The 15,399-nt window shown below is 37.9% G+C and carries 13 protein-coding genes; 6 read left to right on the top strand and 7 right to left on the bottom strand.

From position 1 onward, the window contains the following. Window positions 1-106: 106 nt before the first annotated feature. Window positions 107-1,543, bottom strand: coding sequence for an alanine/glycine:cation symporter family protein (locus MKZ25_RS02435; protein ID WP_340799979.1), 1,437 nt, complete (start codon window positions 1,541-1,543; stop codon window positions 107-109). A 274-nt stretch (window positions 1,544-1,817) separates the two neighbouring features. Beyond that, entirely contained in the window at window positions 1,818-3,635 is a 1,818-nt protein-coding gene (locus MKZ25_RS02430) for a helix-turn-helix domain-containing protein (protein ID WP_340799978.1), read from the bottom strand. Window positions 3,636-3,778: 143 nt separating this feature from the next. Here MKZ25_RS02430 and MKZ25_RS02425 point away from each other — a divergent pair, with 143 nt between their 5' ends. The 5 genes from MKZ25_RS02425 (at window position 3,779) to MKZ25_RS02405 (ending at window position 8,641) form a co-directional block, all read left to right on the top strand. After that, a complete protein-coding gene (locus MKZ25_RS02425; RefSeq protein ID WP_340799977.1) occupies window positions 3,779-4,489 on the top strand; it encodes a DUF5058 family protein in 711 nt (236 codons plus the stop codon). 19 nt (window positions 4,490-4,508) lie between these two features. Then, window positions 4,509-5,216 (top strand): small-conductance mechanosensitive channel, encoded by a 708-nt coding sequence (locus MKZ25_RS02420; protein WP_340799976.1) that lies wholly within the window; start codon window positions 4,509-4,511, stop codon window positions 5,214-5,216. After that, the gene (locus tag MKZ25_RS02415) at window positions 5,213-6,403 is read left to right on the top strand and encodes an amidohydrolase (RefSeq protein ID WP_340799975.1); all 1,191 of its coding nucleotides are present in this window, start codon (window positions 5,213-5,215) and stop codon (window positions 6,401-6,403) included. Before MKZ25_RS02420 ends, MKZ25_RS02415 begins: the two co-directional genes overlap by 4 nt. A 143-nt stretch (window positions 6,404-6,546) precedes the next feature. After that, window positions 6,547-7,812 carry a saccharopine dehydrogenase NADP-binding domain-containing protein gene (locus MKZ25_RS02410; protein ID WP_340799974.1) on the top strand — a complete coding sequence of 422 codons (1,266 nt, stop codon included), beginning with the start codon at window positions 6,547-6,549 and terminating at the stop codon, window positions 7,810-7,812. Between the two features lie 244 nt (window positions 7,813-8,056). Next, entirely contained in the window at window positions 8,057-8,641 is a 585-nt protein-coding gene (locus MKZ25_RS02405; protein ID WP_340799973.1) for an SET domain-containing protein, read from the top strand. Window positions 8,642-8,737: 96 nt separating this feature from the next. Here MKZ25_RS02405 and MKZ25_RS02400 read toward each other — a convergent pair whose 3' ends face one another. Further along, window positions 8,738-10,927 (bottom strand): DNA topoisomerase III, encoded by a 2,190-nt coding sequence (locus MKZ25_RS02400; protein ID WP_340799972.1) that lies wholly within the window; start codon window positions 10,925-10,927, stop codon window positions 8,738-8,740. A 565-nt stretch (window positions 10,928-11,492) separates the two neighbouring features. Between MKZ25_RS02400 and MKZ25_RS02395 the strand changes: the two genes are divergently transcribed. Further along, on the top strand, window positions 11,493-11,693 hold the full coding sequence (locus tag MKZ25_RS02395; protein WP_008404655.1) for a cold-shock protein: 201 nt from the start codon (window positions 11,493-11,495) through the stop codon (window positions 11,691-11,693). An 81-nt stretch (window positions 11,694-11,774) separates the two neighbouring features. Here the strand turns inward: MKZ25_RS02395 and MKZ25_RS02390 are convergent, their stop codons facing one another. The 4 genes from MKZ25_RS02390 to MKZ25_RS02375 all read right to left on the bottom strand — a co-directional run bounded on the left by MKZ25_RS02390 (window position 11,775) and on the right by MKZ25_RS02375 (window position 15,252). Beyond that, complete coding sequence (locus MKZ25_RS02390; protein ID WP_340799971.1) at window positions 11,775-11,981, bottom strand: hypothetical protein; 207 nt, start codon at window positions 11,979-11,981, stop codon at window positions 11,775-11,777. Window positions 11,982-12,335: 354 nt separating this feature from the next. Further along, window positions 12,336-13,502: an aminotransferase-like domain-containing protein gene (locus MKZ25_RS02385; RefSeq protein ID WP_340799970.1), complete on the bottom strand. Its 1,167-nt coding sequence runs from the start codon at window positions 13,500-13,502 to the stop codon at window positions 12,336-12,338. Window positions 13,503-13,651: 149 nt separating this feature from the next. Further along, window positions 13,652-14,839: an MFS transporter gene (locus tag MKZ25_RS02380; RefSeq protein WP_340799969.1), complete on the bottom strand. Its 1,188-nt coding sequence runs from the start codon at window positions 14,837-14,839 to the stop codon at window positions 13,652-13,654. Further along, window positions 14,836-15,252: a MarR family winged helix-turn-helix transcriptional regulator gene (locus tag MKZ25_RS02375; RefSeq protein ID WP_340799968.1), complete on the bottom strand. Its 417-nt coding sequence runs from the start codon at window positions 15,250-15,252 to the stop codon at window positions 14,836-14,838. Before MKZ25_RS02375 ends, MKZ25_RS02380 begins: the two co-directional genes overlap by 4 nt. Window positions 15,253-15,399 lie beyond the last annotated feature (147 nt).

The following is a 15,399-nucleotide window of genomic DNA, read 5'->3' as shown; positions in this document are numbered from 1 at the left end:
AATTTTGCAATATCCGTTTCTTAATAAAGGTTTTCCTATTATTTACGGTCATTCTACTTATGTCCCAGCCTGCACTATGTGCTCGATCAATTAATGTGGGGCATATTTAACGTTTCCCTTGTACTTCTATTTCTTCATCTTCCCCCCAGCATTCCACTTCCCCTATATTAGGTACGTTTTTCTTATAGAACACTGGATTTTTGCCTTGTTTGCGCTGATTTAAATAATCATTAATAACCGGTTTGGCTACTTTCCAAAGTTGAAGAATCGCAATTAAGTTGATGATTGCCATAAAGGCCATAAATAGATCCGCTAAATCCCATACAATTTGTACTTTTGCAATTGAGCCAAACATAACAAAAAGTACGACAAAAATACGGAATACTAACAAGCCCATTTTTGACTCTTTTATAAAACTAATATTTGATTCACCATAATAGTAATTCCCGATAACTGTACTAAAAGCAAACATAAAGACAATAATCGCCAAGAAGCTTCCTGCCCAATCACCTAAACTTCCAACTAAAGAGGCTTGCGTTAAATTGACTGAAGTTGCATCGGATAGCATATATGCATCGCCTAATAGTACGATTGCCGCAGTTGCAGTACAAACAACTAATGTGTCAATAAATACACCAAGCGATTGAATCAATCCTTGTTTCACTGGGTGGGAAACATCTGCTGTTGCTGCTGCATTTGGTGCTGACCCAATCCCCGCTTCATTGGAGAATAATCCGCGTTTAATTCCATTCATAATCGCCGCACCGATCATCCCGGCAAAAGCTTCTTCCAATCCAAAGGCAGACTTTATGATAAGGAGAAACACACCCGGAATTTCGGAAATATTGAGGAATACAACAATAAGTGCGATTACAATATACAAAATTGCCATAACAGGAACAACTATTTGAGTAAAACTTACGATTCTCTTCAGTCCACCAAAAACAATAACCCCTGTTAAGGCAGCCAATACTAAACCTACAACAAAACGATTGGCACCAAAACTCTCTTCAAAGGCAATGGAAATCGTATTTGCCTGAACGGAATTAAAAATAAAGCCATAAGTAATCGTAATGACCACGGCGAAAAGAATGCCCATCCATCTTTTATTTAAACCTTTTTCCATATAATAAGCAGGACCACCACGAAACAACCCAGTACCACTATCTTTAACTTTATATACTTGTGCTAATGTACTTTCAATCAGCGCAGATGCCGCACCGATGAGCGCAATCATCCACATCCAAAAAATTGCACCTGGACCACCAAGAGCAATTGCTGTTGCAACACCCGCTATATTACCTGTTCCGATACGGGAAGCCGCAGATATTGTAAAGGCCTGGAAAGAAGATATACCTTTTTTCCCTGACTTATCTGTAGGCGCTGCTTCTGTTATAAGTTTAAACATTTCTTTGATTAATCGAAATTGAATAAACTTTGTCTTGATCGTTAAAAATATACCCGTTCCTACTAATAAAACTATCAATACATATGAATATAATATTGTATTTACTTCTCCCAATATATTGCCAAACCAATCCATTGCTTCACATCCTCTATTTTTTCAACTTTTCCTGTTTGTATGTAGACCGCCCTGCCTCGTCAACTATTAAAGTTCTGTACTAACATCCTCTAAACACAAAGCTACATTCCTACACTATTACGCAAACCGTAACCGTAAGCCCAACGTAATGAGCAACATTCAGCTACCAATGTTGACTTGTCCTATTTTATACTCACTTGAAATTTTAGTACACATTTTTATTAAGATGTATTAATTTTCTAGCAGAACAATTATCTCAGTATCATCTCTGTATTTACTCTCGTTTTTCTACGGGCGTTAAATAATTTTCTTTTAAATAACACGCTAGCTGTATTTTTAAAGCGTCCTCCTGTATTTGCAAAGAGATATTTAACATTTGCTCAATCCGGTTTAAGCGCTGGTACAGGGTGTTGGTATGGATATGTAAATGCTGCGCTGTTTGTTGAATGGAACGATTAAATCTGAAATAGCCCAACAATGTTTCATACAGATGATTTTTATTGGCTTTAGTCAATAACTCACCGATCTGTTCATGAATGAAGTTTGTTAAATCTTTTGGCGGGACTTGTAAAATCAACTGGTTAAGACCGATTTTATCGTAGCTCGTAATGGTCCATTCATCACGTACATGTAAAAAACGCAATGTTTGCAGCGCTTCCTCGTATAGAGTAGAAACCGTCTGAAGGGTTTTATATTGTTTACTGATTGCGCAACGGAAAAGCGGTTTATGCTGTGATAGCCACTTTTTTTGAAGACGCGTTAGTGTTTCGCTTAATGTTGAAAGTATTGTTGGTGACGGCACTCCGATCAAAAAAATGATTTTGTTTTTTTCGTAAAAGAGTAACTTCCGTTCACTTGAAAATTGTTCCTTCAGCAATGAGATGAACTGATGTAAATATTGATCAATTGATAACATGTCCGCCATTTGTTTGAACTCAAAAATACATACTCGGTAGTAGTCCTTCATATCTAGATTCTGTTGGTATGCCCTAGTAGCCACTGATTTTTGATTAGGTTCATCGACAATCTGCTGGAATGTTTCCTGGATTCGTTTGTTATGAAGCTCCAGAACATTTTTATTGCGTAAAATTTGCAGTGTTAAAATATTGGCTCCCTGCTCCAGTGTTTGCTGTTCTTTATAGGAAATGATGCCTTTCTGTTCTATAATCATGCTCCCTAAACAAATATCCAAATTATAGAGAGGATAAACAATAAAGCTGCGGTCATTTTTAAGCCTGTACTCAAATGGCTTCATTTTTAAAAATAATTGTTTTTTGATTTTAATTTTTGAGTGATGGGGAATCAACAGATCATCTTCTAAAAATACATCATCATATGCATCATAAAAACCTATTTGTAATTGGGTTAGGTTTTGCAGTTCATTTAAAATGACGGGTATTGGTTCATTTTGCAAGAGCAATTGATTTAATGTAGCATGCACATCATAGCGCTGTTTAAGAAGGGCATGTTTTGTCTCTAGTGCCAGAGATAATTCATGCGCTTCTTTTACTTTTTCAATCATCTGTTCATAATACTGGGCTTTTTGGATTGCCACCCCTACCTGATCGGCAAAGGCTTGAAAAAATAATAGATCTTCTTGTGTGAGGTCTCTTTTCTTTTGAAGTTGGTGAAGGATCATAATGCCGATTGGCTTAGCATCAACGGTTATCGGTACACAAAGAGCTGCTTGCGGTATATGTACGCTCTTTAGTATCGTTTGTAAATTTTGAGGGCTTACATTTTGATGGTACATAGCTTCCATAATTTCATCGTAACTATTAAAGAACTCACCTATTCCTGTCACAAATACACGACCCGTAATGGCCTCATTTGGCTTTGTTTGAAATTGTTCAATAATCGGCGGGAAATGAAGATAGGTTTTAGGAATTAGACATTGTTTCTGTTCATCAAAAAGCATTAAATACCCTGCATCCGCTTCCGGAATGACATTCAGTGCATGTCGCATAATCGTATGTAATACTTCATCAATATGGAGTTTGGAAGTGATTGTCCGAATACTTTCCACGAGGATAGATAACTGTTTATTTGAAAGTGTTAATTGACGTAGAATTGCTCCTTGTCCATCTGACATAGACATTCACCTCTTTCTGAAATATATAGAATATTCCATAATTTTAATTATAAATATAGAGGATTAACCATTGTTTCGCAATATGAAAACAAAGTATAGTGTAAAAAAACTGAATTGTTCGCCAATTTAGAGGAGGGGTTTTATTGAACTTAGCATCAGAAATTATGGATCATCCGGTTTTATGGGTTATAGCGTTTGTCGTTGTACTCATCGTGATTTTCCAGGCCATTGTCTTTATACGTATTTCAAAGAAAGTAGCACCGGAAGTAGGTTTAACAAATAAGGAAGTCACTTCAATCATACGAACAGGGGCAATTAGCTCACTAGGTCCTTCATTTGCCATTATCATCGTGGCCATCTCTTTAATTACTTTAATTGGTGAACCAACGACAATGATGCGAATTGGTATTGTAGGGTCAGCACCAATCGAAACAGTAGGAGCGAGTCTTGGGGCAGAAGCGGCAGGTGAACAGTTAAATGACAAAAGCTTTTCAGCACAAGCATTTACAGCAGCAGTTTGGACAATGTGTTTAGGCGGCATGGGATGGTTGATTGTTACAGCGTTGTTCACGAAATCTCTTGGTCGTCTTCAGGGTAAATTAACGAGCGGTGGCGGCAACCGGGCAAAATGGTTAAGTGTTATTTCGACTGCAGCAATGATTGGGGCTTTCGGATACTTTGGTGGCGGCCAGATTGCAAAAGGGATGAATGAAACAATTATTTTTATAATCGCTTTAATTGTAATGCCTGCTATTATGTGGGCAGCAAAACGTTTCAACCTAAATTGGCTTCGTGAATGGTCATTAGGATTAGTTATTTTAGTCGGTATGAGCGTCGGGTATTTCTTAATTTAAACGAAAGAGGATGATTAACATGGTCGTTTTAGAGCGTCACACAACAGCTGCTTCACCTGCAAAAAGCGAAGAAAACTTTGCAACGTTTCATAGTCAAGCACATTTCTGGGGACGTCTTACTATTTGGGGTGTCATCATTTGTACGATTGCCCTCCCCCTCTATTTATCATTCGGTCTAGGGTATCATCCAGGTTGGTCTGTTATTTTAACAGGATTTTTAAGTTACGGGGCCGTTGTAGGAATTATCTGGTTTGTCGAGCCAATTAGCTACTACCCTATTTTAGGTGTGTCGGGTACGTATTTGGCCTTTCTAACAGGTAATATCGGAAATATGTGCTTACCTAGCGCATCTATTGCACAATCCATCGTGAAAGCAGAGCCAGGGACGCGCAAAGGTGAAGTTACAGCGACGTTAGCAATTTCTGCTGCTTCGATTGTGAATACAACAATGCTAATTGCTGTTATTTTAGGTGGTTCTTACTTAATTAATGCATTGCCAGAGTCAATCCGCGCGAGCTTCAGCTTTGTATTGCCGGCTATATTTGGGGGAGTACTTGCGCAGTTTGCCTTAAAAAAACCTGTTTGGGGAATCGGTGCAATAGGATTAGGTATTTTCGCAGCGCTTGGCCCTATTCCGCCGTCGTTCCAAACATTTATTTGTATTGCAGGAACAGTACTCTTTGCCGTAATACTAGAAAAAATGAAAGCGAGTGAACAAGCATCATGACAATTAAACAACAGTTAATGGGTATGTTAGCAGCGCGGAATGATGAGATGATTGCAATCCGCCGTCATCTGCACGAACATCCGGAACTCTCCTTTGAAGAACAGCAAACGGCTCAGTATATTATGGATTTCTATGAAAATAAAGACGTAAAAATACATCGTAATGTTGGCAATGGCTACGGAATTATTGTAGAAATTCAAGGCCTTTATCCAGGTCCTGTCATCGGGATACGTGCCGATTTTGATGCTTTACCGATTGAAGAAGAAACTGATGTCCCATTCAAATCGAAAAACCCGGGTGTCATGCATGCTTGCGGGCATGATGGTCATACCGCGTATTTGCTTGTTTTAGCGGACTGCCTTATTCAATTAAAAGAAGAATTGCACGGAACAGTAAAAATTATTCATCAGCATGCAGAGGAAAAACCCCCTGGTGGTGCGAAAAGTATGATGGCTTCCGGTTTGCTCGATGACTGTGAAATTATTGTCGGAGCACATTTATTTCCAACATTTAAAGTTGGACATATCGGCTATCGTGCTGGTGCTGCAATGGCCGGCCGCTCATTTTTCAAACTGGTCATCCATGGTACAGGAGGGCATGGTTCGTCCCCTCACCTCGCAAATGATGCAATTGTTGCCGCCGCAAATTTTGTAACGACAGTACAAACGGTTATTAGCAGACGGTTAAACCCCTATGATATGGGTGTCGTGACAATCGGTTCCTTTGATGGGAAAGGTACGTTTAATGTTATTAAAGATGCGGTAACACTTGAAGGTGATGTTCGATATATGAACGACGTGGTTCACACTACGATTGAGAAGGAAATCAAACGTTTAGTAAATGGTTTGGAAGTACAGTTTGGTGTTACTTGTACGCTCGAATACGAAAAGGATTATCCGCCGTTAGTAAACGATGAAGACCTGACAAACTTTGTTGTGGAAACATTGGAAGCTTCGGTACAGGAAGAAATCATTGCCGTCGAAGAAGCACCTTTATTCTCTGGATCCGAGGACTTTGCCTATTATGCACTCGCAAAGCCTTCCACATTTTATTATATTGGCTGCCAACCAACGTATATAGATGTACCTTATATGAATCATCATCCAAAGTTTGATATTGATGAACGGGCATTATTAGTTGCAGCAAAAGCTGGTGCAGAAGTCGTTGCTAAATATTGCTTAAAATGAAATCACAGAAATGCCATTATTCTCTTTAGGAGGAAAATGGCATTTTTATATTTAAATAAATTTCTTATAACTAGTTACACATACATACATCCCTCTTCAAAATTTCATACGCTATAGGAATTAAAGGAAAAGGATGTTTTGCTGTGGTCCAACTAAATGAATATACAATCACGATTCTTGGAAGTACAGGGGGTGTTGCGAAGTCGGTCTTATCGATTTTAAATCACTCAGCTACCGATAAAAATGATCCTATCCATCGAGTTATTGTAAATTCAAAGCTTTACCTAATTGATATCAATCAAAAAACAATGGATTACTATCAGCAACTGTTCCCTAATTTAAAGGATAAAATAATTGCTGTTCAATTTGATTTGAATGATCTTGATCAATTTACGGAACATTTACGGTCGACGAGCACCAAACTAGTTATTGATGTATCCTGGGCTGATACAATTGAAATGGTCGAATGCTGCAATAAGCTTGGCGTTCATTATATCAACTCGGCTTTGGAAAACACTGCAGTTGATCTAGACGAAAGCTTGTATGGTTTTCCGCTTACTGAACGGTATACCCGGTTCGAAAAAAAGAAAGATGCCTTTACCAATACGAGAGCTATTATCGGCTCAGGTATGAATCCTGGTGTCGTGCAATGGATGGCGATTAAATTATTGAAGGATCATACGAGTGACCCACCTTTAGCTTGTTATATTTTTGAGCACGACAGTTCTTTTTATAAAGACGAAAACCTTGTTGATTCTAAAACGATATATACGACATGGTCTGTTGAGTGTTTTCTCGATGAAGCCATTTTAAGCTATCCTATGTTTGTCCGCGATCAGATTCCACTTTACATGTACGATCATGTGTATGCGACCGAATTTAAGATTACTTTAAAGGATCGAGAATTTTATGGATGCCTCATGCCCCATGAAGAAGTACTGTCATTAGGAAAACTATTTGATTTTGAGTTGGGCTTTATTTATCGAGTCAATGAACATACAACGGAATTAATCCGCAATAATTTAGATGATGTGGATGACCTTTGGAACTGGAATCAAACGTTAATCGACCCTGCTGAGGGAGAAGTTGAAGGAGAAGATCTTGTCGGGGTTCTTTTAGTTTACGAAGATAAGGAAATCTATATGTATAACAAGATGAGAAGTAAAGATATATTCAAAAAATACAACACGAGTGCCACATACTTTCAGGTAGCGTGCGGCATATATGCAGGTACCGCAAGTTTACTATTAGATACGATTCCTTTAGGTGCCTATTATGTTGATGAGTTATTAATGAAGACGGAAAGTAATTACGGAAAATATTTAGCTTACTATATGCAGGATTTTGTTTATGGTGAGAATAACAGCTCGGATGGATTATTGCACGAAAGAATAAAGAGAATTAAATAATTGCATTACATTTGTTAAATAAACCATGTAGAACAGGAATTATTCTACATGGTTTTCTAATGAAATGGAATCCGCAGTACAACTTAAAATTCACGTGCATCATGGCGTTATAAATAAGACGAAAGCCTATTCAAAATAGAAAGTAATGACATAAACATATTAAAACAATCTGAATTCAAGGAAATGATGTATCCCCCACTCAACATAGTAGTTGAACGGGTTTACTTTTAAGGAGGAATAACAAATGATGCACCCCGATACAGAAATCCAATTCGTCAGTGAGCAGGTAGGCGTCGGCGTCTTTGCAACAAAATTAATCCCAAAAGGAACGATAGTCTGGATTAAAGATGACCTTGATCTCATGCTGACTGAGGACTTTATCGAAAGCCTAGGTGATTTGCAAAAAGCGGATGTCTATAAATACGCATATTTAGAGTCTGACGGCATCTATGTTCTTCATTGGGATCACGCAAAATATATGAATCACAGTTTCAATCCAAATTGTATCGATACAGCTTATAATTTTCAAATGGCTGCAAAAGCCATTCAACCTGGCGAGCAATTAACATGCGATTACGGAACTTTGGGTGATGATGAGGAATTTGAGTGCATCCCCGAGGAAGGCACATCAAGAACAAAAGTAACGGCAAATGACTATTTAACCTATTATGAAGAATGGGATGAGATAGCACGGGAAACATTCAAATATTTTAATGCAGTAGAGCAGCCGTTAAAATATTTAATCGACAAGCAATATGTTGATAAAGTGAATGCTGTTGCGAATGGAGAAGCCTCAATAGATTCCATTCTCACTCTGTTTATTGATTAAATAGAAGTAACTACAGAATCCCTTTAAAACACGAAAACCGCACTTATTTAAAGTACGGTTTTCCATCTTGCATTTAATTATTTAAATGATTAATGATTAATCATCAAACTTCATGCCTTTTAATAAATCCGCAAATGCGTTATTAATTGGCTCGGCTTCTTTTTCTTGTTGCTTCATATATTTTTGAACACTGCGTTTATCGACTTTACCGCCGCCTTCTTTTTTACGGCGTGCTTCAAATGCGGATAATTTTTCGCGGTAACCGCATTTACATACAAAAATTTGGCCGTCGCCTTGTCCGTGCAGTTCCAGCTTTTTCTTACATTGCGGACAGCGGGCATTCGTTACGCGTGAGACGTTTTTGCGGTGACCACATTCACGGTCCTGACATACGAGCATTTTGCCTTTTTTCCCGTTCACTTCAAGCATCGGCTTTCCGCAATCCGGGCAGGACTTCGTTGAAATATTATCGTGCTTGAATTTCTTATCGCTGTTTTTAATATCAGCAACGATTGCTTTCGTGTGCTGTTTCATTTCATTAATGAAGACATCTTTTTTCAGCTTACCTTTAGCAATTTGCTCTAGCTTTTGTTCCCACTGTGCTGTCGTTTCCGGTGATTTCAGTTCATTCGGCACTAAATCCAGCAGCTGGCGGCCTTTTGACGTAATATGAATGTCTTTTCCGCGCTTTTCAATAAGGAATGAATTGAACAATTTTTCGATTATATCGGCACGTGTCGCAACAGTCCCTAACCCGCCAGTTGATTTTAATGTATCGGCAAGAGCTTTATTTTGCGTGTTCATATATTTTGCCGGATTCTCCATCGCCGTCAATATCGTCGCCTCTGTAAAGCGTGCTGGCGGTTTTGTTTGTCCCGAAGTTTGGGCTAGTAATGACACGTTCAGCACTTGTCCTTTTTCAAGGCGCGGCAACAGCTGTTCTTTTACATCCTCTGAAGTTTCCTCGTCATCAAAACGATTCGAGTACACTTCTTTCCACCCCGCAGTAATTACCGTTTTACCGCGTGCGATGAACTTCTCTTTCCCGATTTCTGCCTGAACCGTTAACTGCTCAAACTCATGTGCAGGGAAAAGCACTGCAAGAAAACGCTTTACGACTAAATCGTAAATTTTGCGCTCTTTATCATTGAAGTTCGCAAAGTTTACATATTCTTCAGTCGGGATGATGGCATGGTGATCCGATACTTTACTATCATCAACAAACGATTTGTTTGCTTTAATCGGCTTTGTCAGTACTTTGTTTGCTAATGTGCGATATTCCCCTACAGCACATGCTTTCAGGCGTTCAGGTAATGTGCCGACAATATCAGACGACAGATAACGTGAATCGGTACGAGGATATGTGAGCACTTTATGTGATTCATATAGCTTTTGCATAATATTCAGCGTTTCTTTTGCCGAATAGCCAAATATTTTATTGGCATCACGTTGCAATTCAGTTAAATCATATAGTCCGGGCGAGAACGTCTTTTTCGGTTTTCGTTCAATATCGATTACTTTTGCATTTTGATGATCTAAAGCGTTGACGATTCGTTCAATCTTGTCTCTATCGAAACTGCGTGAATTGCCGTTTTGATCCTGCCAAGTTAATTTCAGCTCTTTTGTTTGAGCTTCGATTCCATAATACGTTTGAGGTTTAAAATGCTTAATCTCATCTTCACGGGCTGCGACCATTGCAACAACCGGTGTTTGCACACGACCCGTATTAAGCTGTGCATTAAATTTCGTCGATAATGCGCGACTTGCGTTCAGTCCGATATACCAGTCGGCTTCACTTCGGGCAACCGCTGCATAATATAAGTTTTCATATGCTTTCCCTGGCTTTAAATTTGCAAAGCCTTCTTTAATTGCTTTATCGGTAACAGAAGATATCCATAAACGTTTAACCGGTTTATTTACTTTTGCACGTTCAATAATCCAGCGGGCAACAAGCTCCCCTTCACGACCGGCATCTGTTGCAATGATAATTTCATTTACATCATTGCGCGTCAGCTGTGATTTAACCGCATTATATTGTTTGCTTGTCTGCTTGATTGTTGTTAGTTTCAGACGTTCCGGCAGCATCGGTAAATCGGCCAAATCCCACTTCTTATATTTCTCGTCATAGCTTTCCGGGTCTGCCAGCGTTACTAAATGTCCTAACGCCCATGTGACAATATATTTGTCTCCTTCTAAAAATCCATTACCTTTTTTATGACACTTCAGCACATTTGCAATATCGCGTGCTACTGAAGGTTTCTCTGCTAATACTAAGCTTTTAACCATTGTAAACAATCCTTTCGTAACTCTTTGAACCAACTATACCATACATCAAGAGCATCTAGACGTAATGCTTCACGACCCATGGACGGAAAAAATATTATTGGATATCACAATAAATTGTTATAAGAATATAATATGATGTTTAGCATTTTAAAAGGTAGGGTATATTATTATTAACAACAAAATAATTCAAATAAAACTTAAAAATTTTTTAGGGTTGTTGATTATGAGTATATCTCAAAATTAAAGGTAAAAAGTTTATATATTACATAAAATTTTACATATAATGCGTCTAATTCAGTAGTATAGTACTATAAAAACGATGTAATTTACTCATACTTTCCCTTCATTTGTATGAAAAATCAAAATTTTCTTCTTCATTTCGAATATTTTTAGTAGACATTTGGATATTGTTGTTATACAATAAACTTAATTAAATTGCTTTAGCTGTTAACGATTAATTCACATATTAAAAAAGTGAACGTGTACGCTACGCTCCCTTTTTTAATGTGTGAATTTTTTATACATTTAGCAATTCAATTAATTAATTTTTTGGAGGTTTTCTCTCATGCAACAAGGTACAGTAAAATGGTTTAACTCAGAAAAAGGTTTCGGTTTCATCGAAGTTGAAGGCGGTAACGATGTATTCGTACACTTCTCAGCTATCCAAGGCGAAGGTTTCAAAACTTTAGACGAAGGTCAAAAAGTTGAATTCGACGTTGAAGAAGGCAACCGTGGCCCACAAGCTACTAACGTAACAAAACTTTAATTCTAACGAATTAAGTTCACATAGTTAGTTGCAAGAAGCATACTCTATCGGGTATGCTTCTTTTTATAGTTTCATAATGATTTAAAAACAGCCATGCCGAAGATTAACTTCGGCACGGCTGTTTCTATTTTTCACGTTGTGCATAATCGTAAATGCCAAAATAACACGTTGCATCATCCCTTTTTGAAAGCTGGTCCCCCTTCTTTTTGCCTCTCCTATCGTACGTTCAGGGGGATTATATAAACTACAGTACAGCAATAGATTTTCTTCAATATTGTTTGCTATCATTTGTTTCCCTCTCATTTTTGTTGCCTTGAATTTAATGAAAACTGGAAACATTATTTGCCGGTGAATTGTCGAAAAATTAATGGTGTTTGGTATTATAGAATCGATGAAATGTACGTGCTATTTCCCAGGAAATCTATATTCCGACAATTTCTTTTAACTCCGTAAGTTTTGTGCGTGATAATGTACTTCCGATTTGTTTGTACTTCAAACACTTCTCCCCCTCCCTCCTCACTTTCGATATAATCGATTTTTGGCGGATTAAAGATTAATTACTCATTTGTTCATTTGTAAATTAACAAAATAAGAAAAAGCTATCACCCGGATTCCTCCTGGCAACAGCTTCCCTAAATTTACTTATAAAATTTCCGCTAATCGTTTAATACCCTCTTCAATAATTTCAGGTGTTGCATTTGTATAGTTCAGGCGCAGTGTATTTACCGACTCTTTGTCAGTGTAAAATGGATTTCCCGGTACGAATGCTACTTTTTTCTCCATCGCTTCCGAAAACTTGCCAAGCGCATTTACGCCTTCCGGGAGAGTTACCCATATAAACATACCGCCTTCAGGTTTCGTATATTCCACATATGGCGGGAAGTACTTTTCCATTGCAGCAAGCATCGCATCTGCTTGTGTTTTGTACAGCGCTATAATTTTTTCAACATGTGCTTCATACTCGTTAGTCGTTAAATACTGATGCAAAATGTATTGCGCGAAAATATTTGTATGTAAATCCGTTGCCTGCTTCGCTGTTTCGACATGATTTAGTAGTTCATGATTTTTCGTCAAAATATAACCTAGGCGCATACCCGGTGTCACCGTTTTTGAAAATGAACCTAGTACGACACTGTTTGTCATCTTCCCTGCTGCGATATATGGCAAATGTTCTCCAGTAAAACGAAGCTCTCCGTATGGATCATCCTCGATAAAAATGATATCCTGGTCTTCTACCGCTTCAAATACTTCTTCACGGCGCTCTTTTGTATACGTTAACCCAGTAGGATTTTGGAAATTCGGAACTGTGTATACCATTTTCACATTCGGCTGTTTTAACGCATCCTTTAATTGTTCTACATTCACACCTTCTGTTTCCAGTGTGACACCGTAGAATTTTGGTTCGCGTAATGTAAATGCCTGGATCGCCCCTAAATAGCCCGGTTCCTCAATTACAACCCCATCACCTTTGTTCAGCAGAACTTTGGAAATAAGTTCCAATGCTTGTTGCGAACCTGTCGTAATAAGGACATCATCAGCTGTATAATTTAAATTCGATTGCTTGTTATTATATTTCTCTGCAATATACTGACGTAGCGGCAAATAGCCTTGTGTCGTTGAATATTGAAAGACCTTTGCACCATTTGCATCAATCGCATCATTTACCGACTGCTTTAACTCATCAATTGGAAATGAGATTGGATTTGGTAAGCCTCCTGCAAATGAAATGACGTCGCATGCATCCGTTACCTTTAAAATATTTCGGATGAATGATGACGGTGTTTTTAAAATACTATCAGAATATTGCATAATGAACTCTCTTCCTTTTTGTAATTTTCAAAATTTTATCACTTTCTATCTGAATAAACAATAAGCATGTACCATTTAAGAAGATACATGCTTATTGCTAGTAAGTTAATGACATGAAGCTGTCATTTTGACCAATTACCTTGACAGACTTATGCCAGCTTTCGCTTTCTTCCTACTAATAAATAGTAAAGCGGAATACAGATAAGAATGAGCGGAATCATCGATACGAATATTGTGCGGTATGTTGTATAAGGTTCAATCATCCCTAAAATAAATGGCCCGACACCTAATCCTAAATCATATAAAATGAAGTATGTGGATGTTGCTAATCCGAACCGATGTGGCTCTGTTACTTTAACTGCAATCGTTTGGGCAATGGAATTGAAGTTCCCGTAGCCAAATCCAATAAGGACAGCTGCAAGTAACAGCATCCAGCCTGCTGATGCCTGACTGAACAGCAGCATTCCAATCGCGAAAACAACAAGACATGGATAAACAATAATATTTGGACCGCGCACATCCATCATTTTCCCGGTAATCGGACGGGAAATAACGACAATCCCCGCATAGGCTAAGAAAAAGTAGCTTGCCGCTTCCACTAAATTGATTTCTTTTGCATAAAATGTGATGAACGTCATAACTCCCGAGTATGCAAAGCCAATTAATAAGGCAATAAATGAAATCGGAAGCGCTTTTGGTTCGATGAATTTTTCAAGGAATGAAAGCTTCTCAGGCTCATTCCCATTTTGTTTACTAGGTTGCGGTAAAGAAATTTTAACAAAGAAATAAGCGACCAGTAAAATAAGTGAAAGGGCCATGTTCATATAGAAAATGACATCAAAGCCGTTTTCAAGCTTCAGCATAAACATGCCGACAAACGGTCCGATTGCTGTTGCCAAAATTGCGCTTAAGCTAAAGTATCCAATCCCTTCCCCTTTACGTGATGCCGGTAATATCATAGCAACAATCGTACCTGTCGCTGTTCCGACTGTCCCGACAGCAATCCCTTGCAATAAACGGACGATCAATAAATAAATAACGCCCCATTCCATTAAATAAAGTGTTGTAGATACGAAAAATACGATAAGACCGATTAAAAGCATCTTCTGTGGCCCGATATTGCTGATGAGACGCCCCGCACCTATCCGACCAATCAATGATCCGATAATAAAAATACTCGAAACAAGTCCTGCAATACTTGTTGAAACTTGATACGTTTCTACTGCATAACTTGAAATGGTCACCATTAGCAGGAAGAATATTAAGATTGCTATAAAGTTAATGATTGATACAATGATAAAATCCTTCGTCCAAATTGGCTCTTTTACTTCCTTCATTCTAGCCCTTCTTTCAATATTTTCTCCATATCAGACAGTACTTTTTCAAAAAGCTCCTGTTGTTCTTCTGACAGGTTGTTTAATAGCTGATTTTGTAGAAATTTAATTTCCGGGGAAATATTTTTATACAATCTTTCTCCTTTTTCCGTCAAACTTATATATTTCTCCCTTCTGTCATTACCTTGCTTCATTTGAATAATCTCCAGTTTCGTCAATGTCTTAACATTTGCAGAAACAGTCGGCTTTTCAACATCCCAATATTTTGCGATTTGGCTCATCGTTGCCAGCTCTTCATTCGCCAAATATTGCATTAAAGACCAGTTGGCATTGGACAGTTCATACCCTGCCAGTATATTAGTCAGACGCTGCATATATCGTTTATGAAAACGGTGCAATTGTAAAAAGAAAGTCATAATTAGATACCTCCCTATTTTTTCTAAAATGGTTAGTTAACCTAACTAATTAAATAGAAATCTGCTCCGTTTGTCAATAATTTTTTATTAAATCAGATTGAAATTGAAATAATATAGGTTGCTAAATTGGTTAGGAAGGCTGATTAA

Source organism: Solibacillus sp. FSL W7-1464, from assembly GCF_038004425.1.
In the GTDB taxonomy this organism is placed as follows: Bacteria; Bacillota; Bacilli; order Bacillales_A; family Planococcaceae; genus Solibacillus.
This window is presented reverse-complemented; position numbering and strand designations above follow the sequence as displayed.

Bases quoted from the DNA above. Each gene is read 5' to 3' on its own strand.
- MKZ25_RS02375 (WP_340799968.1), bottom strand. From the start codon at position 15,252: ATGACTTTCTTTTTACAATTGCACCGTTTTCATAAACGATATATGCAG.
- MKZ25_RS02395 (WP_008404655.1), top strand. From the start codon at position 11,493: ATGCAACAAGGTACAGTAAAATGGTTTAACTCAGAAAAAGGTTTCGGT.
- MKZ25_RS02390 (WP_340799971.1), bottom strand. From the start codon at position 11,981: ATGATAGCAAACAATATTGAAGAAAATCTATTGCTGTACTGTAGTTTA.
- MKZ25_RS02385 (WP_340799970.1), bottom strand. From the start codon at position 13,502: ATGCAATATTCTGATAGTATTTTAAAAACACCGTCATCATTCATCCGA.
- MKZ25_RS02405 (WP_340799973.1), top strand. From the start codon at position 8,057: ATGATGCACCCCGATACAGAAATCCAATTCGTCAGTGAGCAGGTAGGC.
- MKZ25_RS02400 (WP_340799972.1), bottom strand. From the start codon at position 10,927: ATGGTTAAAAGCTTAGTATTAGCAGAGAAACCTTCAGTAGCACGCGAT.
- MKZ25_RS02380 (WP_340799969.1), bottom strand. From the start codon at position 14,839: ATGAAGGAAGTAAAAGAGCCAATTTGGACGAAGGATTTTATCATTGTA.
- MKZ25_RS02415 (WP_340799975.1), top strand. From the start codon at position 5,213: ATGACAATTAAACAACAGTTAATGGGTATGTTAGCAGCGCGGAATGAT.
- MKZ25_RS02435 (WP_340799979.1), bottom strand. From the start codon at position 1,543: ATGGATTGGTTTGGCAATATATTGGGAGAAGTAAATACAATATTATAT.
- MKZ25_RS02420 (WP_340799976.1), top strand. From the start codon at position 4,509: ATGGTCGTTTTAGAGCGTCACACAACAGCTGCTTCACCTGCAAAAAGC.
- MKZ25_RS02430 (WP_340799978.1), bottom strand. From the start codon at position 3,635: ATGTCAGATGGACAAGGAGCAATTCTACGTCAATTAACACTTTCAAAT.